The 24104-nt window shown below is 62.1% G+C and carries 19 protein-coding genes and 2 pseudogenes; 15 read left to right on the forward strand and 6 right to left on the reverse strand.

The genetic code is table 11. From position 1 onward, the window contains the following. Window positions 1–89: 89 nt before the first annotated feature. Window positions 90–629 carry a PadR family transcriptional regulator gene (locus tag NX05_RS14690; protein ID WP_039434168.1) on the reverse strand — a complete coding sequence of 180 codons (540 nt, stop codon included), beginning with the start codon at window positions 627–629 and terminating at the stop codon, window positions 90–92. Between the two features lie 193 nt (window positions 630–822). Here NX05_RS14690 and mdcA point away from each other — a divergent pair, with 193 nt between their 5' ends. From mdcA to NX05_RS14735, 9 genes are all read left to right on the forward strand, one after another. After that, window positions 823–2469 (forward strand): malonate decarboxylase subunit alpha, encoded by a 1647-nt coding sequence (gene mdcA, locus NX05_RS14695; RefSeq protein ID WP_039434171.1) that lies wholly within the window; start codon window positions 823–825, stop codon window positions 2467–2469. A gap of 9 nt (window positions 2470–2478) precedes the next feature. Then, window positions 2479–2796, forward strand: a complete 318-nt coding sequence (gene mdcC / locus NX05_RS14700; protein WP_039434174.1) for a malonate decarboxylase acyl carrier protein — start codon at window positions 2479–2481, stop codon at window positions 2794–2796. Between the two features lie 124 nt (window positions 2797–2920). After that, window positions 2921–3823, forward strand: coding sequence for a biotin-independent malonate decarboxylase subunit beta (locus NX05_RS14705; protein ID WP_172645747.1), 903 nt, complete (start codon window positions 2921–2923; stop codon window positions 3821–3823). Continuing rightward, the gene (mdcE, locus tag NX05_RS14710; RefSeq protein ID WP_010371719.1) at window positions 3814–4518 is read left to right on the forward strand and encodes a biotin-independent malonate decarboxylase subunit gamma; all 705 of its coding nucleotides are present in this window, start codon (window positions 3814–3816) and stop codon (window positions 4516–4518) included. Before NX05_RS14705 ends, mdcE begins: the two co-directional genes overlap by 10 nt. A 2-nt stretch (window positions 4519–4520) precedes the next feature. Then, window positions 4521–5162: a malonate decarboxylase holo-[acyl-carrier-protein] synthase gene (gene mdcG / locus NX05_RS14715; protein WP_039434180.1), complete on the forward strand. Its 642-nt coding sequence runs from the start codon at window positions 4521–4523 to the stop codon at window positions 5160–5162. Continuing rightward, the gene (mdcB, locus tag NX05_RS14720; RefSeq protein ID WP_039434182.1) at window positions 5159–6028 is read left to right on the forward strand and encodes a triphosphoribosyl-dephospho-CoA synthase MdcB; all 870 of its coding nucleotides are present in this window, start codon (window positions 5159–5161) and stop codon (window positions 6026–6028) included. Before mdcG ends, mdcB begins: the two co-directional genes overlap by 4 nt. A 226-nt stretch (window positions 6029–6254) precedes the next feature. After that, window positions 6255–7175 carry a malonate decarboxylase subunit epsilon gene (gene mdcH / locus NX05_RS14725; RefSeq protein WP_039434185.1) on the forward strand — a complete coding sequence of 307 codons (921 nt, stop codon included), beginning with the start codon at window positions 6255–6257 and terminating at the stop codon, window positions 7173–7175. An 87-nt stretch (window positions 7176–7262) separates the two neighbouring features. Then, window positions 7263–8618, forward strand: a complete 1356-nt coding sequence (locus tag NX05_RS14730) for an SLC13 family permease (protein ID WP_039434187.1) — start codon at window positions 7263–7265, stop codon at window positions 8616–8618. 79 nt (window positions 8619–8697) lie between these two features. After that, the gene (locus NX05_RS14735; protein WP_039434190.1) at window positions 8698–9417 is read left to right on the forward strand and encodes a GntR family transcriptional regulator; all 720 of its coding nucleotides are present in this window, start codon (window positions 8698–8700) and stop codon (window positions 9415–9417) included. Window positions 9418–9566: 149 nt separating this feature from the next. Here NX05_RS14735 and NX05_RS14740 read toward each other — a convergent pair. The 4 genes and pseudogenes from NX05_RS14740 to NX05_RS14755 form a co-directional block, all read right to left on the reverse strand. Further along, window positions 9567–10189, reverse strand: a pseudogene (locus NX05_RS14740) (HAD hydrolase-like protein). A gap of 226 nt (window positions 10190–10415) precedes the next feature. Further along, window positions 10416–10835: an STAS domain-containing protein gene (locus NX05_RS14745; protein WP_039434193.1), complete on the reverse strand. Its 420-nt coding sequence runs from the start codon at window positions 10833–10835 to the stop codon at window positions 10416–10418. After that, a complete protein-coding gene (locus tag NX05_RS14750) occupies window positions 10832–11263 on the reverse strand; it encodes an ATP-binding protein (RefSeq protein ID WP_039434197.1) in 432 nt (143 codons plus the stop codon). Before NX05_RS14750 ends, NX05_RS14745 begins: the two co-directional genes overlap by 4 nt. Further along, on the reverse strand, window positions 11260–13320 hold the full coding sequence (locus tag NX05_RS14755; RefSeq protein WP_052239585.1) for a SpoIIE family protein phosphatase: 2061 nt from the start codon (window positions 13318–13320) through the stop codon (window positions 11260–11262). Before NX05_RS14755 ends, NX05_RS14750 begins: the two co-directional genes overlap by 4 nt. 182 nt (window positions 13321–13502) lie before the next feature. Between NX05_RS14755 and NX05_RS14760 the strand changes: the two genes are divergently transcribed. From NX05_RS14760 to NX05_RS22780, 6 genes are all read left to right on the forward strand, one after another. Next, window positions 13503–14102: a hypothetical protein gene (locus NX05_RS14760; RefSeq protein WP_039434204.1), complete on the forward strand. Its 600-nt coding sequence runs from the start codon at window positions 13503–13505 to the stop codon at window positions 14100–14102. Further along, window positions 14099–15421: an XVIPCD domain-containing protein gene (locus NX05_RS14765; protein ID WP_039434206.1), complete on the forward strand. Its 1323-nt coding sequence runs from the start codon at window positions 14099–14101 to the stop codon at window positions 15419–15421. The genes NX05_RS14760 and NX05_RS14765 overlap by 4 nt, the downstream gene beginning before the upstream one ends. A 424-nt stretch (window positions 15422–15845) precedes the next feature. Next, complete coding sequence (locus NX05_RS14770; RefSeq protein ID WP_039434208.1) at window positions 15846–16847, forward strand: arabinogalactan endo-1,4-beta-galactosidase; 1002 nt, start codon at window positions 15846–15848, stop codon at window positions 16845–16847. A 510-nt stretch (window positions 16848–17357) separates the two neighbouring features. Then, the gene (gene aceE / locus NX05_RS14775; RefSeq protein WP_010379561.1) at window positions 17358–20045 is read left to right on the forward strand and encodes a pyruvate dehydrogenase (acetyl-transferring), homodimeric type; all 2688 of its coding nucleotides are present in this window, start codon (window positions 17358–17360) and stop codon (window positions 20043–20045) included. A gap of 90 nt (window positions 20046–20135) precedes the next feature. After that, a complete protein-coding gene (locus NX05_RS14780; RefSeq protein WP_039438892.1) occupies window positions 20136–22358 on the forward strand; it encodes a DEAD/DEAH box helicase in 2223 nt (740 codons plus the stop codon). Then, window positions 22358–23032: a DUF2290 domain-containing protein gene (locus tag NX05_RS22780; RefSeq protein WP_080764561.1), complete on the forward strand. Its 675-nt coding sequence runs from the start codon at window positions 22358–22360 to the stop codon at window positions 23030–23032. Before NX05_RS14780 ends, NX05_RS22780 begins: the two co-directional genes overlap by 1 nt. Before the next feature lie 301 nt (window positions 23033–23333). On the opposite strand, the pseudogene NX05_RS14785 reads toward NX05_RS22780, so the two are convergent. Then, window positions 23334–23855: pseudogene (locus NX05_RS14785) on the reverse strand (transposase); the annotation flags it as partial. Window positions 23856–24104: the final 249 nt, after the last annotated feature.

Below are 24104 nucleotides of genomic sequence, written 5' to 3' on the forward strand. Positions count from 1 at the left end.
CGCAACACAAACACTGCGATGACGTGCAGCTGTCGCACATCGCCATCAAGCCAGCAGCGATTGGCCTCGGAGTACAGCGCTACGCGCACTCATTCGTCATCGCGCTCCATGCCGTCGGCGGCGGCGTTGAGTAATGCAGCAATACGTTTGGTTTCTTCCTCTGTCCACTGCCCATGCCGCGCAAACAGGCCATGTTTGATGCGATGAATCGCATCGCGAATCGGTGCCGGCGTCTGCGCCTTGATCAGCTCACGCGCGCGTCGGTGGGTGCGCGCCAGCGCGGCGTCGAGCGCATCGCGTTGCTGGGCAACGTGCTCGCTGCCAGCGGCGGTGACTTGATAGCGCTTACGGCCGGCGTCCAGATCGGTGTGCACCCAGCCGGCGGCTTCCAACTGCGCAAGCGCCGGATAAATCGCACCGGCGCTGGGCGTGTACAGCCCTTTGAAGAGGGCAGTGATCTGTCGCATCAACTCATAGCCATGGCGCGGGCGCTCGGCGATCAGCGCGAGCAGCAGCAGGGGCAGATCGCCGTGCTCCAGCGGACGCGCGCGCGCGCCGCCGCGGCGCGTGGCGCTGGGCGCAACGAACGGATCGGGCTCGCTGAGTACGTCATCTTTGCGGGAGCGCATCGTTATTCGATATATCGAAGCATGACAAAACGATATATCGAACCCAGCTTGCTGGCAAGCCATTGTCTGTTGCGTAGCTGACCAGCTATCTGGCGACAGACGCAGATGCTGCAACGCGACTAGACAGTGCTACTTTCCATAATTACGATGTAATTACTTTGACATTACGGGCCCGGCCCGCCGGGGTGCAGGCATGAGTCGACAGTGGGACACCCAGGCCGAAAGCCGGCGGCAGCGCCTGCAGCGCGCTGCCGCGCTGACACCGCAAGGGCGCGTGGTGGCGGCTGACGATGTGGTGGCGCTGCTGGAAGCGGTGATCGAGCCCGGCGACCGCGTGTGCCTGGAAGGCAACAACCAGAAGCAGGCCGATTTCCTGGCGCGTTGCCTTACCGAAGTGGATCCGGCGCGCGTGCATGACCTGCACATGGTGCAATCGGTGTTGTCGCTGGCCGCGCATCTGGATGTGTTCGAACGCGGCATCGCCAAGCGTCTGGATTTTTCGTTCTCCGGCCCGCAGGCCGCGCGCCTGGCGGGCCTGGTCAGCGATGGCCGTATCCAAATCGGCGCCATCCACACCTATCTGGAATTGTTCGGCCGCTACTTCATCGACCTGACCCCGCGTATCGCCCTGGTCACCGCACAGGCCGCCGACCGCCACGGCAATCTCTACACCGGCCCCAATACCGAAGACACACCGGTAATTGTGGAAGCCACTGCGTTCAACGGCGGCATCGTGATCGCACAGGTCAACGAAATCGTCGACACGCTGCCGCGCGTGGATATTCCTGCCGATTGGGTGGACTTCGTCACCCAGGCGCCCAAGCCCAATTACATCGAACCGCTTTTCACCCGCGACCCTGCGCAGATTTCCGAGATCCAGGTGTTGATGGCGATGATGGCCATCAAGGGCATCTATGCCGAGTACGGTGTGGACCGGCTCAATCACGGCATCGGCTTCGATACCGCCGCAATCGAGTTGCTGCTGCCCACCTACGCAGAATCGCTGGGGTTGAAGGGCAAGATCTGCCGGCATTGGGCGCTCAATCCGCATCCGGCGCTGATCCCGGCGATCGAATCGGGCTTTGTGCACTCGGTGCATTCGTTCGGCTCCGAGCTGGGCATGGAAAAGTACATCGCCGCACGCCCGGACATCTTTTTTACCGGTGCCGACGGCAGCATGCGCTCTAACCGTGCGTTGTCGCAGACCGCCGGGTTGTATGCCTGCGACATGTTCATCGGCTCTACCTTGCAGATCGATCTGCAGGGCAACAGCTCCACCGCCACGCGCGACCGCATCGCCGGATTCGGCGGTGCGCCCAATATGGGTTCGGATGCGCGCGGCCGCCGGCATGCCAGCACCGCCTGGCTCAAGGCCGGGCGCGAAGCGGCAAAGCCCGGCGAAATGCCGCGCGGGCGCAAGCTGGTGGTGCAGATGGTGGAAACCTTCCGTGAGCACATGGCACCGGCATTCGTCGACAAGCTCGACGCCTGGGAACTGGCCGAGCGCGCCAACATGCCGCTGCCGCCGGTGATGATCTACGGCGACGACGTCAGCCATGTGTTGACCGAAGAAGGCATCGCCAACCTGCTGTTGTGCCGCACACCGGAAGAGCGCGAACAGGCGATCCGTGGCGTTTCTGGCTATACCGCGGTTGGTTTGGGGCGCGACAGGCGCATGGTCGAAAACCTGCGCGACCGCGGGGTCATCAAGCGGCCGGACGATCTGGGCATTCGCCCGCGCGATGCAACGCGCGACTTGCTCGCTGCGCGCACGGTCAAGGACCTAGTGCGCTGGTCCGGCGGGTTGTACGACCCGCCGAAACGCTTTCGCAATTGGTAAGGGCACAGCATGGAAACCCTGCGATATCGCTTTGATGGTCAGCGCGGCGCACGCGCCGGGCTGGAACACGCGCTGGTCGGTGTGGTCGCCTCCGGCAATCTGGAGGTGCTGGTCGAGCGCGTGCCGCTCGAGGGCGCCATGGACATCGAAATCCTCACCGCCGCACGTGGCTTTGGCACGATCTGGCAGGCCGTGCTGGACGACTTCGCCGCGCGTCACCCACTGCGCGATGTGCGCATCAGCATCAACGATGTTGGCGCCACGCCGGCGGTGGTGAGCTTGCGCCTGGAACAAGCGCTGGATGTGCTGCAGGGAGCCGACGTATGAGCCGCTCCATCCATTCCGTAGGAGCGCACCCGGGCGCGACGCACGTTCCCGGTAACGCTGCGGTCGCGCCCGGGTGCGCTCCCACGCAAGCGATCGGGAGGTTTGCATGAGCACCACCGTTCCCATGGCCGAGCGCAGCTATTACGAAGCCGATGCCCGCGAACGCATCGATGGCATGCTGGACGCCGGCAGTTTCCGCGAGTTCGTCGGCCCGCGTCGCCGTCTGATCAGTCCGCATCTGGCCCAGCTCGACACGCCCGGCGCCCTCGATGACGGCATCGTCGTCGGCGAGGGCAACTTGCACGGCCGCAGCGTGTTGATCGCTGCGCAGCAAGGTGCCTTCATGGGCGGCGGCGTCGGCGAAGTGCATGGCGCCAAACTCACTGGCTTGCTGGAACGCGCTGCGGCCACGCAACCGGATGCCGTGTTGTTGTTACTCGACACCGGCGGCGTGCGCCTGCATGAAGCCAACGCTGGGCTGATCGCCATCTCCGAAATCATGCGTGCCACCTTGAACGCGCGTGCCGCCGGCGTGCCGGTGCTGGCCTTGATCGGCAGCGGCAACGGTGCGTTCGGTGGCATGGGCATCGTGGCGCGCTGCTGTAGTGCGGTGATCATGTCCGAAGAAGGCCGTTTGTCGTTGTCCGGCCCGGACGTGATCGAAACCGTGCGCGGCGTGGAAGAGTTTGATGCGCGCGACCGTGCCTTGGTGTGGCGCGTCACCGGCGGCAAGCATCGCTACCTGCTTGGCGAGGCGCAAACACTGGTGGCTGATCGCATCAGCGCCTTCGCCGCTGCCGCGCTGACCACGCTCGATGCACTCCAAGAGGCGATAGACGAAGCCGCATTGCAGGCGCTGGAACACGCGCAGCAGCAATTATCCGCACGCATCGATGCCTATGGCGATTGTCGCGACGGGCTGGAGATCTGGAAGCGTCAAGGCATCGTCGATGCGCAGCGCCTGCCGCTGCTGGACACCGAGGCCTTTCTTGCCGCGACCGCAGACCGGAGCCTTCCATGGAACTGAGTCACTTGCTCGATCAGCTGTTTCCACTCGGTCACGCCATCGCGCGCAACGACGATGTGCTCACCGGCAGTGCGACTACTGCAGCCGGCGAAGTCACCGTGATCGGCACCGCCAACAAGCTCGAAGTGGGTGTTGATCACGCCTTGGCATTGGCTGCCACCGTCTTGGCAAGCACGCGTGCGCACCCGCAGCGCCCGATCGTGATGCTGGCCGATACCGCCGGGCAGCGGCTGGCGCGGCGCGACGAATTGCTCGGCATCAATGGCTATTTCGCGCATCTGGCCCGGTCGCTGGATCTGGCACGCAAGCGCGGCGCGCGGCTGGTCACGCTGGTGTATGGCGAATCGGTCAGTGGTGGATTTCTGTCGTTCGGCTTGATGGCCGACCATATCCACGCACTGCCCGATGCGCAGATTCGCGTCATGGATCTGCGTGCGATGGCACGCGTGACCAAACAATCGGTCGATACCTTGCAGGCATTGAGCAAGAGCTCGCCGGTATTCGCACCGGGCGTGGAAAATTACGTGCGCATGGGCGCGGTGGAATCGCTGTGGGAGGGCGACCTGGCCCAGGCACTGCTCGATGCACTTGCCGCACATGCCGATGGCGACCAGCGCCGCGCACTCGGCGCGCAACGCGGCGGGCGCACGCTGGCGCGCGATGTTGCCACGGCTGTGACAGCAGGCGAGGCCTGAGCATGGCCGGCCGCCACGCCCTGGTGTGGTTGCGCGGCGACGCACAGTGGCAAGCCATTACGCCGGGCGCCCAGTTGCGGCTGCAGCAGTGGTTCGCTGCTGGCTTGCCAGCGGTAGTGGCGCGTTGCGATGGCAGCCAGTCAGCAGGCACCCTGCGGCTTGGTGTGCCGCTGCCGCCCAGCGAGGGCAAGCAGCGTTTGGCGCTCCAGGCGCACGTGGCCGATATCGCACGCTGCACGGCGCCGCTGACATTGGACGCGGTGTTGCCACATGCGCCTGTCGCGGTGCTGCCGGCATTGCAGGCCTTGCTCGCTCAAACACACGCGCAAGCATTGCACCCGCGTGTCTTCGGCAGCTTTGCCTGGCAAGCCCTGACCGGCCAGATGTACGTGCACGCGCAATCGGATCTCGACCTGCTCTGGTCCATCGAAATGCCCGAGCACGCACACGCAGTGGTGGCACTGCTGCAGCGCTGGGAGCAATGTTATCGGCTACGTGCCGATGGCGAACTGCTGCTGCCCGACGACAACGCAGTGAACTGGCGCGAATACGCCGGCAACGCGCAGCAGGTGTTGGTGAAATCTAACCGAGGCTGCCGGCTGCTGCCGCGTGCCGCGCTGTTTCCAGTATGGAGTGCGGCATGAGTGCGCAACTGCAAGCGATGTGTGTTGCCGATACGCCTATGCCGTCGCGCGAGGCTGCATATCGGCTCGGCCGCCTGGCGGTTAGCGCCCTGCATGCAGAACTGGCTTGCGCGCCCAAGCCGGGGTTGGTGACGCCGTTCGACAGCGGCAGTCATACCGACATGGATGCATCCACCTTTGTGCGTAGCCTGTTCGCCCTGCGTGGCTATTTTGTCGCTCTTGCCCAAGCCGGCATCGACCACGCGTCGTTCGAGCGGCTGCGTCAGCTGGGGATCGAGGCCGAGGCCGCGATGCTGCGCGCCACGTGTGGCACCAACACACATCGTGGTGCGATCTTCAGCCTGGGCTTGCTGACGGCGCAGGCGGCACGCCTGCGTGTTGCGCACGGCCGGCGACCCACTGCAGAAGAGATCTGCGATGGCGTACGCATGTGGCGCGATGCATTGCAGGCTGCACCGGTGAATCCGCAGAGCAATGGCCAGCGCGTACGTGCGCAGTACCGCATCAGCGGGGTGCGCGAACAGGCCGCCGCGGGATACCCATTGCTGCGCGAGATCGCACTTCCTGCGTTGCGCAGCGCACTTGACGGTGGCGCCACGCGGGAAGCGGCGTTGGCACAAACCCTGATGCAGCTCATTGCCGCGGTGGATGATCTCAATCTATTGCATCGTGGTGGGCCCGACGGGCTGGCGTTTGCCAAAGCGCAGGCAGCAGCCTTCCTTGCCGACGGCGGCATCGCACAACCACAGTGGCGCGTGCGCTTGCATGCGATCGGCCGGCAGTTCGTCGCGCGTCGCCTGAGTCCCGGTGGCAGCGCAGATCTATTGGCCTGCGCATGGTTCCTGCATCGGCAGGAGATGGTATGAGCTGCGTTTGCCTTATATCAGTCGATCAAACACCGCATGCGCGCATGCAGTGCAGCAGCGTTTTGCTGGCGGATGCGGTTAGCGCTGTACTGCGGCCATTCGCAGCAGATGTTGCACGTTGCTCATCAATGCGAGTCCGCATCCAAGTGTCCAGGCACATCTGCCGCAACATGGAACGTGGCAACGCGCGCGCACAGCATTCCAACCGAATCAGGCAGGCCACCGCATGAGCCTGGCCGTGCTCTGCCCAGGCCAAGGCGGCCAACACGCCGAGATGTTCGCGCGCGTCGCCGATGCACCTGCGGCAGCCGCCGTCATCGCAAGCGCACACGGTGTGCTTGGCGCCGCGCCGCAGACCGTCGCTGCAGATCCAGGCCGCTACGCCAATGCCATCGCCCAACCATTGGTATGCGCCGGCACGCTGGCCCATTGGCAGGCACTACACGCGCAGCTTCCAACGCCGCTGCTGGTGCTCGGTTACAGCGTCGGCGAGCTGGCAGCGCATGCGGTTGCCGGCAGCATGTCTGTCGACACCTGCCTGCAGTTGGCCGTGACGCGCGCAAGGTTGATGGATGCCGCCAGCCCGCAACAGGCAGGGCTGATGGCAGTGGTCGGTCTGCCGTTGCGCGTGCTCGAAACGCTCTGCCAAACGCACGGTGCAGCACTTGCCATCATCAACGGTGATGACCACGCCGTGCTTGGCGGCCCACGCGATGCATTGAAGGTGCTTGGTGATGCTGCAACCGCACAAGGCGCACGCGTCACGCTGCTGCCGGTGAGCGTGCCGGCACACACGCCTTGGTTAAGCGCGGCTGCCGAAGGCTTCGCCCTTGAATTGGCAGAGGCACAGCTCAACGCGCCCACGCTGCGCGTGCTGGCAGGCATCAATGCGCGTGCAGTCAACACGCAAGCCTTGGTGATCGACACACTCTCCGCGCAAATCGCACAGACCGTGCGTTGGTATGACGTGCTGGTGCAAGCGGCGGAACGCGGCGCGCGTGTGTTTCTCGAACTCGGGCCTGGCAGCGCATTGGCGCGCATGGCGCGCGAAGTATTACCGGAATGCCAGGTGCGTTCGGTAGATGAATTCCACAGCACCGACGGTGTTGTCGAGTGGGTCACTGCTGCGTGCGAGCGCGCGGCATGACGATCAGGTAGGTCCTGCACATGGTGTAACCCTGGGATGGCGGGTGGCCATCTGTGCTGTACGCGTATCAGGTGTCTGGGAGGGCGCATGACCCCGCAAATTGCAACGATTCTTGGCTTGGTACTCATGTTCATCGTTGCCACCGCATTGCCCATCAACATGGGTGCGGTGGCCTTCGCGCTGGCGTTCATCATTGGCGGCGTGTGGGTGGGGCTGGAGGGCAAGGAGGTACTTGCCGGCTTTCCCGGCGACCTGTTCCTTACCCTGGTCGGTATTACCTATCTGTTCGCCATCGCGCAGAAGAACGGCACCATCGATTTGCTCGTGCACTGGGCGGTACGCGCGGTACGTGGACGCATCGTCGCCATCCCGTGGGTCATGTTTGTCATCACCGGTTTACTCACCGCCTTCGGCGCGCTGGGGCCGGCGGCAGTGGCCATCATCGGGCCGGTGGCGCTGCGCTTTGCCAAGCAGTACCGCATCAATCCGTTGATGATGGGCTTGCTGGTGATTCACGGCGCGCAGGGCGGCGGGTTTTCGCCGATCAGCGTGTACGGCGGCATCACCAACAAGGTGGTCGAAAAAGCCAGGCTGGACGTCAGCGAGATGGCGGTATTTCTTACCAGCCTGGGCTTCAATCTGATGATGGCGATCATCTGCTTCTGTGCCTTCGGTGGATTGAAGTTGATGCGCCGGCAGGAGCTGTCGCTGGCCGATGCGCAATACGTGCCCATTGCCGGCGACCAGGCATCGCACCGCGGCTTCGCGATCGAAGGGCATGGCGCGCTGGTGACGCCGGGCGGCGGCACCTTGTCCACCGACCCGCTGGCATTGGAGGCGGTATCGATCACCCGCGACCGCGTGATTACCTTGATCGGCCTGCTGGGCCTGGGCGTTGCCGCGCTGATCTACAACCTCAACGTCGGCCTGGTCTCGATCACGGTGGCGGTGGCATTGGCGCTGATCTCGCCCAACGCACAGAAAGGCGCGGTGGACGGCATCAGTTGGTCCACCGTGCTGCTGATCAGCGGCGTGGTGACCTACATCGCCGTGCTGGAAAAATCTGGCGCAGTGGACTACATCGGCGCCGGCGTGTCGCATATCGGCATGCCGCTGTTGGGCGCTTTGCTGGTCTGCTATGTGGGCGGGATTGTGTCTGCGTTCGCCTCGTCGGCAGCAGTGTTAGGCGCCACCATTCCGCTGGCGGTGCCGTTCCTGATGCAGGGCCACCTGGGCGCGGCCGGGGTGATCTGCGCGTTGGCGGTATCGTCCACCATCGTCGATGTCAGTCCGTTTTCCACCAACGGCGCGTTGGTGGTGGCCTCGGCCGCCAAGGAAGAACGCGATGGCCTGTTCCGCCGCTTCCTGATCTATAGCGGCCTGGTGGTGTTGCTGGGGCCGCTGGCGGCGTGGCTGGTGTTCGTGGTGCCGGGCTGGCTGTGATTTGGCCCGTCCGCCACAGCGTCGCGGGGCGCCCACGTAGAATGGGCGCCCCCACCCTCACGCCGATGACCTGCCCACCATGACCCTCGCTCCTGATTCGCGCGCCTCCAAAAAGCGCGTGCCGCTGTACGAGGAAGTGGCCGAGCGCCTGCGTCAGAAGATCTACGACTACGCACTGCCGCCGGGCGAATGGATCGACGAGCCAGCCCTGGCCGAGGAACTCGGCATCAGCCGCACGCCATTGCGGGAAAGTCTCAAACTGCTTGCTGCCGAAGGCCTGGTGCAACTGGATGCCGGCCGCGGCAGCCGGGTCACGCGGCTGACGCTGGAAGACCTCAATCAATTGTTCCCGGTGATGGCGATGCTGGAAGGCCGTTGCGCGCACGATGCGGTCAAGCGCATCGATGCGGCCGGCGTGCAACGGCTGGAAGAACTGCACGCGGCCATGGAAGCCGCATCGGCAGCCGGCGATGTGGCCGAGTACTACCGCAACAATTATCTGATCCACGAAACCGTGCAGCAGTACGCCGGCAATCCATGGTTGATCCGGGTGACGCACGATCTGCACCGCATCTTGAAGATGCATCGCGGCCGTCAGTTGCTGACACCGGGGCGCATGGCGCAATCGCTGGCAGAACATCGTGCGCTGATGGACTGCGTGCGACGCGGCGATGCCGAAGGCGCCGAGCGCACCATGCACGGGCATCTGCTGAGCCAGGGCCAGGCCCTGGCAGCCTATGTTGCGTCAGGGGGGATGTTGAACGTGCCGGCGCCGTTGCCGCGGGTGGGCGGGGTGTAGAAGTTGGCGCTGTCCGGGCGCATCACCACGCGCATCGAGATCGCACCTTCCTTCTCCCATCGGGAGAAGATGCCCGAAGGGCGGATGCGGGTGCGTCGACACGCATTACCGGCAATACCCAACTCTTGCCAATCTCCAACTCCCGCTGCCTACTGCCCGCTCAACGCAAGCAATTCCTCCACACGTTCGATCACCTGCGTGCCAGCCAATCCGGCAAACACGGCTGGGTGCGCGTAGCCCCAGGCGACTGCGGCAAATGGCAGGCCCACGGCCTGCGCTGCTCCCAGTCGGCGACCTGGTCGCCCACATAGACCGCTTGCAACGCAGTGTGCCCGGTGGCACGCAGCACACGACGCAGGGCGCGTTGTTTGCCCAGCAGATGCGCGCCGCCTTCGATGACGGCAAATGTGGTGCTCAGCTCCGCGCCTAGCGCGCGTTGCACGTTCTCCACGGAGTTGGACGACACCACCGCCAGCCGGGTACCCCTGGCATGCAGCGCGCTCACGGTGTGGACAATGCCGGGAAACAACGCCACCGGTGGCGCGGCGTGCATTAGCCGGATGAAGTCGGCCGCCACCCATGGCACGCGCCACGCGCTCAGTCCCGATGCCTTGAGCAACTCGCGCGTGCTTAATCGCCGCGCATCGTCGACTTCATGCGCTTGCGCCGCGCGAAAGCCATGCCGTTCGGCCAGCAGCCGCTGCGTGCTGAGGAAAAAACCAAACGAATCGGCAAGCGTGCCGTCGAAATCGAAAATGATCAGTACGGGCATGGCAACGCGCGGGGCAGGGCGTCATAGCCTAACCAGGAGGATGCCGGCACCCACGCACACAGGTCCCCACATGTGCACACAGGCGACGTCGGCGACATTGATGTGGCGCGCAGCCGTTGGCACCGAAGGAAAGCCCGCGGCGATTGCACTGCATGCGTGGCCGATGCCACGTACGCGCCTTGCCGCGCCCGCCCGGCGGTGAGCGCCGTCGGTAGGACGGCTGCGCTCAGGCTTCGGCGAAGTGCGGCACGATCGGCGTATCGCTCTGCGCGCTTTGTTCGATGACCTTGCGCTGCATCGCGGCCAGGTACGCGTCCAGCTCTTCGGTGGAGGCGAACACGTCGCTCAGCGGCACCGCTTTGACCATATCGAAGACCTTGCGGATCTGCGGTTGCGGGTTGGTCACCAACACCTTGCCGTGGCGTGTGGCCAGCGCCTTGCGGGCCTTGAAGATGCAGCGGATGCCGGCGCTGGAGATGTATTCCACTGCGCTGAGATCCAGCACCAGTGTGGTGATCAAGGTTCCCAGCAACGGCGACAGCGCCGCATCCAGGTCCTGGTAGGTGTGGGTGTCCAGCCGCCCGGTCAGGATGACGCGTTGACGGGTGTCTTGCGGCGGGTCGATCTGGATGGCGAGCGTGGTCATGACAAGGCCTCGGGGACAGGGGCGTACGGATGAAACAGGGTGACGCGCACCACGTTATATGCACCATCGCGGCGGTAGTCGATGTGATCGGCGAACTGATGCACCAGAAACAACCCCAGCCCGCCGACGGTGCGGTCGTCGAGCGGGCTGGTCACGTCCGGCATGGGCGCGGTGCAGGGGTCGAAGGCGTTGCCCGGGTCGTGCATCTCCAGCACCAGGGCCTGCGGGTCCAGCTGCAACTGCAGGCGCAATGGCTGTGCAGCGCACTGGCCGTGGGTCAGCGCATTGCAACCGAGCTCTTCCACGATCAGCCGCACCTGGCCGATCCGCTCGGCGTGCAGGCCCTCGCGCGTGAGCGACTGTTCCAGTGCATCGTTGGCGCCGGCCAGCTGGGCCAACGATGGCGCAATCGCCAAATCGAGCTTCATGGAGTCGTTGCCTTTCCGGGCGCGTCCCGGCCAGCGGTTGCGACCCGCCCAGCATGCTCCTGGCGCAGCCGGATCGCCAGCAGCGTGATGTCGTCGTAGGGTTCGGCTTCGCCGGTGAAGCGGGCGATGTTGGCAATCACCGCCTTGCATTGCGCCGCCGCGCTGCGGCGCGGGTCCAGCGCGGCCAGTAACCGCTGCAACCCGTAGCTGGCGCCGTGCTCATCCATCGCCTCGGTCACCCCATCGGTGTAGCCAAGCAAGGTCTGCCCAGCGCTCATGCGGCCCTGCAGCACCGGGTAGGACACCTGCGGCTCGATCCCCAGCGGCGCACCGGTTTCCAGCGGCAAGGGGTGCGCCTTGCCGTCGATATCGATCAACAGCGGCGGCTCGTGCCCGGCGCTGGCCAGCCAGTAGTCGCCGCTCACCACGTTGATCAAACCACAGAGCACCGTGGCGAACATGCAGGTCTCGTTGTTTTCGGCCAATCGGGTGGAAGCGGCAATCAGGATGGCGTCCGGGCGCGTGTATCGGCGCGCGGCAATTTCCAGCACGCTCACCGCGCGCGCCATGAACAGTGCCGCCGGCACGCCCTTGTCGGAGACATCGCCCACCACGAACCACAGCAAGCCCGGTTCGGTTTCGACGAAGTGGTAAAAGTCGCCGCCTACCGCCTTGGCCGGTTCCAGCCACGCGCAGGTTTCCAGATGCGAACTGGCGCGGTCGAAGGTGCGCCCGGAAGGCAGCATCGCCTGCTGGATTTCGCGCGCAATCTGCAGCTCGCTGTGCATGCGCTCGCGTGCGGCGGTCATCTCGCCGATCTCGGCGATATGGTGGCGGATCGCATCGCGTGCGCTATCGAAGGCGCGTGCCATCACGCCTACTTCGTCGTCGCGTTCGATGTGCTGCAACGGATATTCGAATTCGCCACGACGGAAATGCTCGGCGGTATCGGTCAGTTCTTCGATCGGCCGCGTCAACTTGCGTGTGATCCGCCGCATCAACCACCACCACACCACGGCACCCAGTAGCGCCGCCAGCGCCACCCACGCGGCCAGCCAGTTCAGACCCGCCAGCACATAGCCTTCCGAGGCCGACAACACGAAGGTCCAGCCGCTGCGCCCCACTGCTGCGCTATGGGTCAAAAAGCGCTCGCCATCGGGCGACGTATGTGTAAACGAAATCGGCTGGCCGGCCGCGACGGCACGTTGCAACGGCCGCAGATCCGGCCGCGACCGGGTCACGTACGCATTCAACGAATGGTGCAGATTGAGCGCGGGGTCGGGGCTGAAAACCAGCATGCCTTCCGGCGACAACAGCATCGGCTGGATACCGATATCGCGTGGCAGCTGGTCGATGATCTCGCGCAGGTGCTGCAGCGGCAGGTCCACGCTCACCATTCCTACCGGCGCCGCATCCGGCGCATCGCCAGGTCGGCGCAGCGGCAGGTTGTAGCTGGTGTACAGGCCGCCGCCATTGGCATCCAGGGACGGCTCGGACCACCACGCGCGGCCTTCGCGCTGGGTGCGCAGATACCAGGGCATCACGCGATAGTCGTAACCCAATTCCAGTGCGGATTTCTCCGTCACACGCGTGCCGCTGCGATGCACGTACCAGACAAACCCGCTGTCGCCGGCCTTTTGCGTGCGCGGTTCGATGATCAGGCGCGCCGCACCGATCTCCGGGTCGCCAGTCAGCGTGGCCAGTAGCAACGCACGCAGATTGAACGGCTGCAGCCCCACGCCGCAGCTGCTGGCCGCCAATGTGCGCCCGCTTACCTGCACCGAATCCAGCAGCGCCGCCAGGCTGCGCGCGGTCTGTTCGGTCAGGCCGTCCACCTCGGTGCGCGCCGCTTCCACCAGCTCGGCGCGTGCGCCCAGGTAGAACACCGTTCCCAGCACCGTCAGCAACACCACCAGCACCGCGGTGGCCGCCAGCAGCACACGCATGCGCAAGCTGCGATGCCAGGGCATGCGCGCGGCGACCGATGTCTGGTGGGGCAGTGATCGCGGGCGGTGGCGCATGGCGCACTCTTCGTGGCAGCAGCTGCGCTGGATCATGGCAGCTTTGCTGCCATGCACAACTCTCTAGCAACCTCATCCTCACGTGTCTCGATTGACCGGCCGAACGCGAGCGGACTAGATTGACCGCCCACCTGCCACGGAGGCCGGCCTTGCGCCAGATTCTGACACCAAGCCTGCTGGCCCTTTTGCTTACGGCCTGTAACTCCCCGGAGACCAGCATGACCCAGACCCATTCCCCCGCCGCCGAGGCCACAGCAGCAGCCGACGTTCAGGCCGGCGGCCGCGGTCTTGCCAAGGTGAATCCGAGCCCGCGTAAGGCCTACGAGGTCACGCTCACCTTGGACAAGGCGCCTGGCGCGTTTGGACTGGTGGAAGCTGTCGCGCAATACGATGTTAGCAACGAGCAGGAATGCGGCAGGATCCAGCCCGAAACCGGCACGGCCGGCCGCATCACCAGTCAGGAAAGCGTAGCGTTCAAAAAGATTTCCGAGACCGAATACCGCGGCACCGTGTATCTGGATCTGATGCAGGACGAGGACTACTACGGTCGCGGCGTGTGCCATTGGGAATTCAGCGGCGCCAGCGTGCTGCTCAAGGCCACCGGTGCCGAGGAAGAGACGCGGTTCTTATCGTTTATCGAAGCCGCAACCGTGACCGGACAGAAAGCATCGAGCAAGTACTACTGGAGCGAGCGTTACCCGCGATCGGAAATGAGCGATTTCCCTGATATGGGCAAGCGCAATATCGAAGAGTTCAAGCCAGAGATTCGCGACAAGCTGTTCACCATCATGTTGGCTGCCAAGGAAGTTGCGCCATGAGCATTCCTTCAACGCAATACGCCGGTCTCTCCGATGACGTTTATAAGGATCGTGCAGTAGGCCGCCGCGCCCCGGGGCAAGAAGAGATCGTCACACTCGAAGGACAGCGCTACGCTGTTCTCGAGCATGTCAACAATAAATCCACCGGCTACCAGGGCACGATCTACCGCCGTGAGGGGAGTGGCGAAATCGTTGTTGCGCATCGGGGCACCGAAGGTGCGGCCAACGACATTCTCACTGACGCCACCATGGTCACCTCGCGGACTAATCCGCAGGCAGCCGATGCGTTGGCATTGACCAAGCATGCCTTGGGTTACGCGAAGGAATTCGGCAAGGAAGAAGGACGTACGCCGGAAGTCACCGTCACCGGCCATTCGCTCGGCGGCGCGCTTGCGCAGGTGTCCGCACACCACTACGCCCTCAAGGGCGAAACCTTCAACGCGTATGGCGCGGCAAGCCTGAGTTATCGCATTCCGGAAGGTGGCAACAGCGTGATCAATCACGTCATGGCATCGGACCCGGTCAGCGCGGCATCGCCGCACTTCGGGCAGGTGCGCATGTACGCCAAGCCCGACGAGATCGTCACCTTGAGTGATGCCGGCTACAGCAACAGCAAGGCGAACTTTCTGATTCCCGACTACCCGCTGGTTGCGGCCGGCGGCTCGCTCGGGGCGCACAAGCTGGGCAACTTTCTGGGCGAACATTCTGCACTCAGGGACCCCAACGCGCGCCCGCTCGCCGAGCAGAACAAGCGCATGATCGACGAGTACCGCAGCGATATAGACGGGCTGCGCACCGGTACCACCATCCTCACGCGTAGCGCGCGCGGCCTCGGCCAAGACGCCATCGACGCCATCCGTGGCCCACTCGCCCCGGGCGAGCCGGCCAAGCGCGACGCGCTCGAGCACAGCAACGACCACACCTCCTTGCGGATCGATCAGCCGGGTCACGTGGGCAATGCGTTGTTCCAGGATGCCCAGCGCGGCGTGCATGCGCAGGATGCACGTGCCGGGCGCACGCCCGATCACCACAGCGCGCAGTTATCCGGTTCGCTCGCATCGGAAATGCACGCCGCCGGTGGCCAGCGTATCGATGCAGTGATGATGAGCCCAGATGCCGCGCGGACGTTCGCCGTGCAGGGCCGCGTCGACGACCCGGCACAGCTACGTGTGAGCGTCGAGACCATGACTGCAATGAATACCCCGCTGGAGCAGAGCAGCCAACGCGTTGCTGAAAACGCAGCGCGTCAGTCGGTCGCATTGGAACATCAACAGTCGCAGACCCAGCAACAGCAGCAGGGCGCACGCGCCATGGGATAAGTGGGGCGTGCAACCGCGGCTTGTGGGTGGGTGCGCAATGACGCATCACCTGGCGCAGCCTTGCTGCATGCGCAGAGCGGCTTATCACCACCATCGAACGTTGCAGTAAAACGCCGGGCTTGCCCGGCGTTTTTGCGTTCAATCGCGCAATCACGCGCACGGTTACTGCTGCACCCGCACAACAACGCGCCTGCACAACTCACGCGTGCTCAAGGTTTTCCTGCACTGAGATATGCCGCAACGACCTTGCACCTATAGCGGCCTCAACCGATCTGTACTGCCGTGCTTGAATCGCGTTCGTTTTGTAGCGTCGCAAAGCGAGGCAAAAATGCGTGCTCGCAGGTCCGTCGCGCGCACGAAGCAATGCAGGGGAATCAAGCAAGGCGCCACTCGGCGCTTTATCCATCAACCAGGGGAGCGTTCCATGATGATTTTTCGTATGCACTACCACCGCGTCTTGCTCGTATTGCTGCTGTGTCTGTGCAGCGCTGGCGTTAGCGCGCAAGGTATTGCCAAGGGCGCGGACGTCAGCTGGCTCAACCAGCAGGCGGCGAATAATCCGCCGCAGGTGTTTCGCGATTCGGCCGGAAACACCACCGACTTCATCAAGTTGTTCAAGGATGTCGGCGGCAACGCCATTCGCCTGCGCGTGTGGGTCAACCCTGCGGGCGGTTGGAACGATGGCCGCGACACCCTGGACAAGGCCAAGCGTGCCGCCGCGCAAGGCATGCGCATCATGATCGACTTCCATTACAGCGACAGCTGGGCCGACCCCGGCAAGCAGACCAAACCCGCGGCATGGGGCGGCCACTCCGTCGCCCAGCTCAACACCGATGTCTACGGTCACACCCAGGGCATCCTCCAATATCTCAAGGACAACGGCATTACCGTGACCTGGGTGCAGGTGGGCAACGAGATCAACAGCGGCATGTTGTGGAACGAGGGCAAGACGCCCAACTTCGCCAACCTGGGCCAGTTCATCAACAGCGGCTACAACGCCACCAAGGCGGTGTATCCCAATGCCAAGGTGGTCGTGCATTTGGCCAACGGCTATGACAATGCCAACTTCCGCTGGTTCTTCGACAACCTGCGTTCGGCCGGCGGCAAGTGGGATGTCATCGGCATGTCGCATTACCCCCCCGTCGGCAGCTGGCAGGATTACAACAGCCGCCTGGACACCAACATGCGCGACATGATCTCTCGCTACGGCAGCGACGTGGTGATTTCCGAGGTCGGCATGGACTGGCAGCAAGCAGCCACAACCCGCGCCATGCTCAGCAACCTGCTCAGCCGCAGCAACAGCATCGGCGCGCGCGTGCTTGGAGTGTTCTATTGGGAACCCAACGCCTACCCGGGCTGGCAGGGCTACACCCTGGGCGCCGTCACCAGCGACGGCCAACTGACCGAAGCGCTGCAGGCGTTTTGACTGGCCTCGTTTGCTTGCCCACTCGCCGCCCCGTCCGCCGCCTCGCACACCAACGGCGCGGGTGATAAAGCCCCTCTCCCCCTCGGGGCGAGAAGGCACGGCTTGCGCGCCAATGGCGCGCGTGCCTTAGAGCGCCCGCGCCGCAAGCGCGGGCCGGGGCGCGGAGCGGAGGTTGGGGTGAGGGTACGGGGCGAAGCCCTCGTAGACCCAACCTCCACCAGGCTTCGCCCGTCCCCTCATCCACCCCTACATGCCACCTTCTCCCGATGGGAGAAGGTGGCATGCGGCGGCTCCGCCGCGTGCTGGCCCTCATCCTTTGGTCGTACGGCGGCCGCGGCCGCTGCGCCGGATCGGCGCCCCAGCCGGCATCGATAACGCACCCAGCGCACGACAGCGTCCCATTCCATACGCACCCGTAGCGAGCAATGCCAAGATGTGCGTGCGGTACACTTGGGGGTTCACGAATTCATGATGTCGACACACCCGCGGGTGTGTCCCCCGGGAGCGCTAATGAACTGGTTGAACGAAGTGCTGCACAACGATCCGAACCCGCTCGAGACCCAGGAGTGGCTCGAATCGATCAAGGCCGTCATCGACGTCGAAGGCCCGGAGCGCGCCCATCAGCTGCTGGAAGGCATGGTCGAACAGACCCGCCGCGCCGGCGCTTACCTGCCGTTCTCGCCGACCACCGAGTACGTCAACACCATCTCCCCGGCCAACGAGGTCAAGCACCCCGGCGACTCCGCGCTGGAGTGGAAGATCCGCTCGATCATCCGCTGGAACGCCATGGCCACGGTCGTGCGCGCAAACCGCAAGCCGGGCGACCTGGGCGGCCACATCGCCTCGTTCGCTTCCAGTGCCACGCTGTACGACGTGGGCTTCAACCACTTCTGGCGCGCGCCTTCGGACAACCATCCAGGCGATCTGCTGTTCATCCAGGGCCACAGCGCCCCGGGTATCTACGCCCGCGCCTTCCTCGAAGGCCGCATCAGCCAGACCCAGCTGGACAACTTCCGCATGGAAGTGGACGGCCAGGGCATCTCGTCCTACCCGCACCCGTGGCTGATGCCCGAGTTTTGGCAGACCCCCACCGTGTCGATGGGCCTGGGCCCGCTGGCCGCCATCTACCAGGCGCAGTTCATGCGCTACCTGGAAAACCGCGGCCTGATCGAGAAGTCCGACCGCAAGGTGTGGTGCTTCATCGGCGACGGCGAATCGGACGAACCCGAAACCCTCGGCGCCATCGCGCTGGCCGGCCGCGAAGGCCTGGATAACCTCATCTTCGTGGTCAACTGCAACCTGCAGCGCCTGGACGGCCCGGTGCGCGGCAACGGCAAGATCATCCAGGAGCTGGAAGGCGTGTTCCGTGGCGGCGGCTGGAACGTCATCAAGCTGCTCTGGGGCGGCTACTGGGACGCCCTGCTGGCCAAGGACACCGACGGTGTGCTGCGCAAGCTGATGATGGAAACCGTCGACGGCGAATACCAGAACTGCAAGGCCTTCGGCGGCGCCTACACCCGCGCCAATTTCTTCGGCAAGTACCCGGAGACCGCGGCCATGGTGGCCGGCCTGTCCGACGACGACATCTGGCGCCTCAACCGTGGCGGCCACGACCCGCACAAGGTGTACGCCGCCTACCATCAGGCCGTGAACACCACCGGCATGCCCACCGTGATCCTGGCCAAGACGGTCAAGGGCTACGGCATGGGCTCGGCTGGTGAGGCGCTCAACCCCACCCACCAGACCAAGAAGCTGGACGACGCGGCGGTCAGGCACTTCCGCGACCGCTTCAACATTCCGGTCACCGACGCCCAGCTGGAAGACGGCCAGGTGCCGTTCTATCACCCCGGCGAAGATTCCCCGGAAGTGCAGTACCTGAAAGAACGCCGCAGCGTGCTCGGCGGCTTCCTGCCCTCGCGCCGTCCCAAGGCCAGCAAGTCGTTCGTGGCGCCTACGCTGGACAAGTTCGAGCGCCTGCTCAAGGACAGCGGCGAGCGCAGCTATTCCACCACCATGTCCTTCGTGCAGAGCCTCAACATCGCCCTGCGCGACAAGGAACTGGGCCCGCGCATCGTGCCGATCGTGGCCGATGAAGCGCGCACCTTCGGTATGGAAGGCATGTTCCGCCAGATCGGCATCTATGCCCCGTTCGGCCAGAAGTACAAGCCGGTCGATGCCGACCAGCTGATGTACTACCGCGAAGACCAGACCGGCCAGGTGCTGCAGCAGGGCATCAGCGAGCCGGGCGCGATCGCCTCGTGGATGGCCGCCGGCACCAGCTACTCGGTCTCCGACGTGCCGATGCTGCCGTTCTACATCTACTACTCCATGTTCGGCTTCCAGCGCGTGGGCGACATCGCCTGGCAGGCAGCGGACATGCGCACGCGCGGCTTCCTGCTCGGCGGCACCGCCGGCCGCACCACGCTCAACGGCGAAGGCCTGCAACACGAAGACGGCTTCAGCCAAGTCATCGCCGGCTCGATTCCGAACGTGCGTAGCTACGACCCGACCTTCGGTTTCGAAGTCACCGTCATCATGCAGCACGGCATGAAGGCGATGATGGAAGACCAGATCGACGAGTACTACTACATCACCCTGATGAACGAGAACTACGCCCACCCCGGCATGCCGGAAGGCGCAGCCGAGGGCATCATCAAGGGCATGTACCTGCTCAAGGACGCCGGCAAACCCAAGAAGGGCGAGCTGCGCGTGCAGCTGCTGGGCAGCGGCACCATCCTACGCGAAGCCATCGCCGCCGCCGAGCTGCTGGACAAGGACTTCGGCGTCACCGCCGACATCTGGTCCTGCCCCAGCCTCAATGAAGTGCGCCGCGACGGCTACGCCGTCGAACGCTGGAACCGCCTGCACCCGGAAGCCGAACAGCGCAAGCCCTACGTCACCCAGCTGCTGGAAGGCCGCCAGGGCCCGGCCGTGGCCGCAACCGACTATGTTCGCGCCTTCGCCGACCAGATCCGCGCGTTCGTCCCGATGACCTACACCGTCCTCGGTACCGACGGCTTCGGCCGCTCGGACACGCGTGCGAACCTGCGCCGCTTCTTTGAGGTGGATCGGTACTACATCGCGCATGCGGCGATTGCCGCGCTGGCGAAGGATGGAAAGATGACGGGCAAGGATGTGGCCCGGGCGATCAAGCAGTACAAGATTGATCCTGAGAAGGCTAATCCTGTTGGGGTTTGATTGAAATACTGACAACAAAAAAAGAAAAGCGACCCTAGTGGTCGCTTTTCTTTTTGAGTAAAGTCCGGGCACAACGGTGAGGATTTGTAAATGGTCGAAAATTTTGGCGTGCTTGCGGGCTCATTGGCCTTAGAAAATAAGCCTTTTCACATGCAAATCCTCTCGGATATCAAAAGAGAGCATGCGAACCTACATGGCTATGTTGCCTATAAGCTGACCCGGCTCGGGAGAGTCAGTGATGATGATGTACCTTCATTTTTAGTTGTCACTAAAGAGCGCGGAATACTTCTGCTTGACGTTGTGGAGGAGCGGATTATCGCGGCGCATGAGCGAGAAGGCGTTGATTACTGGAGGGCGGATTCAGGTGGCACTTTTATCGCCAAGAATCTTGTGATGGAGCTGTATTCAGATGAAATAATTAGCCGTCTAAAAAATGATCTGCGGCTTTACGATCGAAAGACCCGTAGGCTTCGAGTGCCCGTCGAGTCCAAAGTTGTATTTTGTCGGAACTCCGAGGATGAGGTTGATGGTTGGTACGAGAAATTTGCCAACTACGAAGCAGGCTATGTCACGGTCGAGAATCTGAGGAGCTGGTTAAACGAGCTGCCCTGTGACGCGGCGCTGAGTGAGGATGAATACGCGAGTATTTGTTCCCTTTTAGAGGGGACTTTCGTGTATCAGCGACGTTCAGAGGCAATTGATGAGCGCCCCTTGCGGACAAGGAATGATTTTATCCAGCGCTCTTTACGCGTTATTTTCAAGCAAGATGAGGCTCAGCGGGTTGCCTCAATGCAGCTACCGCCGGGGCCGCAGCGTATCAGGGGGTTGGCCGGGACTGGCAAAACCATTGTGCTATCCCTCAAGGCCGCGATTACTCACGCAAAGTTTGAAGATTTCAAGATACTTTATCTCTTCAATACACAAAGCATGTACCAGCAGGTGCAATCGCTAATTGCTCAGCATTACACCATGCAGGCGAAGAAAGCGCCTGACTTTAGCGATCAAATGCACGTGCTACACGCATGGGGCGGGCGGCAGCGTCCAGGGCTGTATTCTACAATTTGCGATCGGATTGGCATGCGCCCACTTACGTGGGCTGAAGTGCGTCATACACAAGATTCGTTAGCCTTTATTTACAATGATCTTCTGAAGCGTGCTGGCCATGCGCTTGAGCCAATATACGATTTGGTGCTTATCGATGAGGCACAAGATTTTCCCGATGAGGTATTTCAGGTTGTCTATAAATTAACCAAGGGTGTCGGTCAAGATAAAAGAATTATATGGGCTTATGACGAGTTTCAGTCGCTACGTGACGCACAGATGCGTGAGCCAGCGGAAATGTTTGGTGTAGACGAAAATGGACAGCCTAATATTCCGAACACTGCCCTCAAAGGTTACTATCCGGGCGAAATTCAGAAAGACTTTGTACTTCCAAATTGCTACCGCACTCCACGTCCAGTACTTATGGCCGCACATGGTGTGGCCATGGGATTATATACTTCAAATCCCAATGAAATGTTCTATACAAGGGGCGACTGGGAGGCGCTTGGCTATAGTGTAATTTCCCCTAATAGTCTCTTCATAGAAGAGGGTGAGCAAGTAGAGCTCGAGCGTGGAGACGAAAATAGCAAGAACATTTTAGAAGGTTTGCTGCGCGCAGAAGGCGCCGATCCACTTAAGCTGATAAAGATCCGTCAGCTTGAGAGCGATGCTGAGCAATTAGAGTATGTTGCGTCGCAAGTGCGAAGGCTGTTGGACTATCACGAAGTCCCGGCCGAAGAGATCGTCATTGTGAATCTCAAGCAAGGTAACAACAAGGAAAGTATGCTTGAGATGCAAAAATATTTGACGCACCATTCGGTTCCTTCTGTTATACCTGGTTATGTAGAAAGTGCTGATATATTTAAGCCGAAGGGTTCGGTAACTATAACGACCCCTTTTAGAGCGAAAGGTAACGAGGCAAACATTATTTTTGTGATAAATGCTGAGAATGTTTCGCTCGATCGAACTTTGCGGACACGTAATGCATTCTTCGTGGCGCTCACGCGTTCACGTGGTTGGTGCTATATCTCAGGTGTGGGTGCCGGCGTCTCATCGTTAAGTGATGAAATTGAGCGCATCAAGGCAGATTTACCAAAATTCCGTTTTATATGTCCTTCAAAGACCGCTGTCCGGAAAAAGAAGAGCCTGCTTTCCCTTTCTGATCAACAGGCTGCGGACTATCAAAAGATTGCAGATATGCTCCGCAAGAATCCTGAGCTTGCAAATTTTTTCAAGGAAGACTTTTTTGATGAGAGCAATGGGGACGCGTGATGACAAGCATTGCAGCGGTCCAGCAAGGCATGCAGCACGTAAGATCAGTTCTCCGGCCGATTCTCCAGGTTGATCGTGCCATAGTCGGTAGTTCTGGCGTTATCACTTGGGCAAACCGCCAGCGTGGAATCGACAGAGACATCTATTATGCTCTTGAATATCAGTACTTGATAGATAATGCTCAGTATTCGTTTTTGCTGCAGGATGGATCTTTTGTCCAAATGTACTACGAATTTTCTGCGCTAGGTTTGCTGAAAGCAAGGCTTGCTTATTATCCGCCTCCGCTACGAGTTAACGCACGCGCCGTAGACTTTCTAAGTGCAGCCGAGTCATTCTACGAAACTCAGGATGGAGAAAAAATCGGAGATCATTTATTTAATTGGTATGAAGCTATAGAAGAAAATCGTGACCTTCCACTTAATACATCTCATTTGCGATTCGATTTTGACAAGGGCGTTACGTCTCATGCTCCTTCTCATATTCAATATGGCGCGTTGCAAGACCTGCGATTGGCTGCTGATTGTTTCCCCATGCCGGCTTCATTTATAGAGATTCTTTCTCCTATGCTTGGCTTAGATCTTGATGTGAGTAGCGTGGAGGTCAATCACGCTAGAAATAATATATTTCGTTTCGATGGCGGGCTGCCATTGATTAGCATAAGAGCTCGAGAATAACGGGGTCAGGTTGGGCTACCCCTGATATCTCGGACACCCAAAAGCGAGTACAATCCTCGCACGGAGGTGTTCGATGCAGAAGCGTCAGCCGAATAACGGGGTCAGGTTCACTTATCAATTGACGGAGCCCGGCTTGCGTGGCAGATGCGCGGGCCTGACGCCCGCAAAGCGGCGGGTCTTGGCTTCGACCATCGCGCGGAAGGCGTCGTGGCCCAGGGCTCGCTGCTGCTGTAGATGAAGGCGGATGCCGGCGAGCAGTTCCTCAAAATAACGGGGTCAGGTTCTTAGGTATCCCCACGTTTTACAGCACCAATGTCATCTGCTCGCGCGCTGCGTCGGGCAGTGTACGCAAGCGTTCTAGCCAGCGTGAGACAGGTTCCATCGGCCAGCACCTGACCAGCGTCTCGCGGCCGACGCGCAGTGTCGAGTAGAGCTTGCGTGCACTGCTGCGTGGCGATAGCCACTGGGCGATACCGGTGGCTTCGCATCCCAGTCCTGCCAGCCAACTGGCGAAGGTGGCCAGCGTGTTGAGCAACAATAGGATCTGCAACCGCTCGCCGCGACGGGTCAGGCTGTCTTCCATCTCCTGACCGTAGCGATGTGACTTCAGATCACGAAATGCCAGCTCGATCTGCATCCTTCGTGCGTACAGATTGGCCAAGTGTTTCGCGCTGGGTGCGTGTAACTGTGGGGAGGCAACGATCAACCACGGCTCGCGCTCACGCGCTGCGGCTTTCAAGCTGGAGGATGCACGCGAGACCTTCGCTGGCGCGCGTCGATTGCGTTGCTGACGTCCCCGCGGTGTCTTGGCATAGAGCACCAGGGGTAATCCCCCCGCTTTTAGCGGTCGCCAAAAGTGGAGCTATGCGGTCATCGCCAATTTCATCGCTGGGGTGATGCCGCCCAGCGCCATGTTGGGGCGCTCGTGGTTGTACGTCCATAGCCAGTTGTCCCTGAAAAATCCCCTTCAAGCGCCCCGTGCCGTCTGTGACAGCGGCACGTGGCTAAAGGATGGCCATTCCATCGCCCGCATCCAGGCACGCAAAAACGCGATCCAGCGCAGCAGCCAGCG

This window comes from Xanthomonas vasicola, from assembly GCF_000772705.2.
Taxonomy (GTDB): Bacteria; Pseudomonadota; Gammaproteobacteria; order Xanthomonadales; family Xanthomonadaceae; genus Xanthomonas; species Xanthomonas vasicola.

Excerpts from the sequence above, each read along its gene's own strand:
- NX05_RS14750 (WP_039434197.1), bottom strand. The coding sequence starts at position 11,263 with ATGAAGCTCGATTTGGCGATTGCGCCATCGTTGGCCCAGCTGGCCGGC.
- mdcE (WP_010371719.1), top strand. The coding sequence starts at position 3,814 with ATGGAACTGAGTCACTTGCTCGATCAGCTGTTTCCACTCGGTCACGCC.
- NX05_RS14760 (WP_039434204.1), top strand. The coding sequence starts at position 13,503 with ATGACCCAGACCCATTCCCCCGCCGCCGAGGCCACAGCAGCAGCCGAC.
- NX05_RS14735 (WP_039434190.1), top strand. The coding sequence starts at position 8,698 with ATGACCCTCGCTCCTGATTCGCGCGCCTCCAAAAAGCGCGTGCCGCTG.
- mdcG (WP_039434180.1), top strand. The coding sequence starts at position 4,521 with ATGGCCGGCCGCCACGCCCTGGTGTGGTTGCGCGGCGACGCACAGTGG.
- NX05_RS14730 (WP_039434187.1), top strand. The coding sequence starts at position 7,263 with ATGACCCCGCAAATTGCAACGATTCTTGGCTTGGTACTCATGTTCATC.
- NX05_RS14770 (WP_039434208.1), top strand. The coding sequence starts at position 15,846 with ATGATGATTTTTCGTATGCACTACCACCGCGTCTTGCTCGTATTGCTG.
- aceE (WP_010379561.1), top strand. The coding sequence starts at position 17,358 with ATGAACTGGTTGAACGAAGTGCTGCACAACGATCCGAACCCGCTCGAG.
- mdcB (WP_039434182.1), top strand. The coding sequence starts at position 5,159 with ATGAGTGCGCAACTGCAAGCGATGTGTGTTGCCGATACGCCTATGCCG.
- NX05_RS14755 (WP_052239585.1), bottom strand. The coding sequence starts at position 13,320 with ATGATCCAGCGCAGCTGCTGCCACGAAGAGTGCGCCATGCGCCACCGC.
- NX05_RS14780 (WP_039438892.1), top strand. The coding sequence starts at position 20,136 with ATGGTCGAAAATTTTGGCGTGCTTGCGGGCTCATTGGCCTTAGAAAAT.
- NX05_RS14765 (WP_039434206.1), top strand. The coding sequence starts at position 14,099 with ATGAGCATTCCTTCAACGCAATACGCCGGTCTCTCCGATGACGTTTAT.
- NX05_RS14690 (WP_039434168.1), bottom strand. The coding sequence starts at position 629 with ATGCGCTCCCGCAAAGATGACGTACTCAGCGAGCCCGATCCGTTCGTT.
- mdcC (WP_039434174.1), top strand. The coding sequence starts at position 2,479 with ATGGAAACCCTGCGATATCGCTTTGATGGTCAGCGCGGCGCACGCGCC.
- NX05_RS14745 (WP_039434193.1), bottom strand. The coding sequence starts at position 10,835 with ATGACCACGCTCGCCATCCAGATCGACCCGCCGCAAGACACCCGTCAA.
- NX05_RS22780 (WP_080764561.1), top strand. The coding sequence starts at position 22,358 with ATGACAAGCATTGCAGCGGTCCAGCAAGGCATGCAGCACGTAAGATCA.
- mdcH (WP_039434185.1), top strand. The coding sequence starts at position 6,255 with ATGAGCCTGGCCGTGCTCTGCCCAGGCCAAGGCGGCCAACACGCCGAG.
- mdcA (WP_039434171.1), top strand. The coding sequence starts at position 823 with ATGAGTCGACAGTGGGACACCCAGGCCGAAAGCCGGCGGCAGCGCCTG.
- NX05_RS14705 (WP_172645747.1), top strand. The coding sequence starts at position 2,921 with ATGGCCGAGCGCAGCTATTACGAAGCCGATGCCCGCGAACGCATCGAT.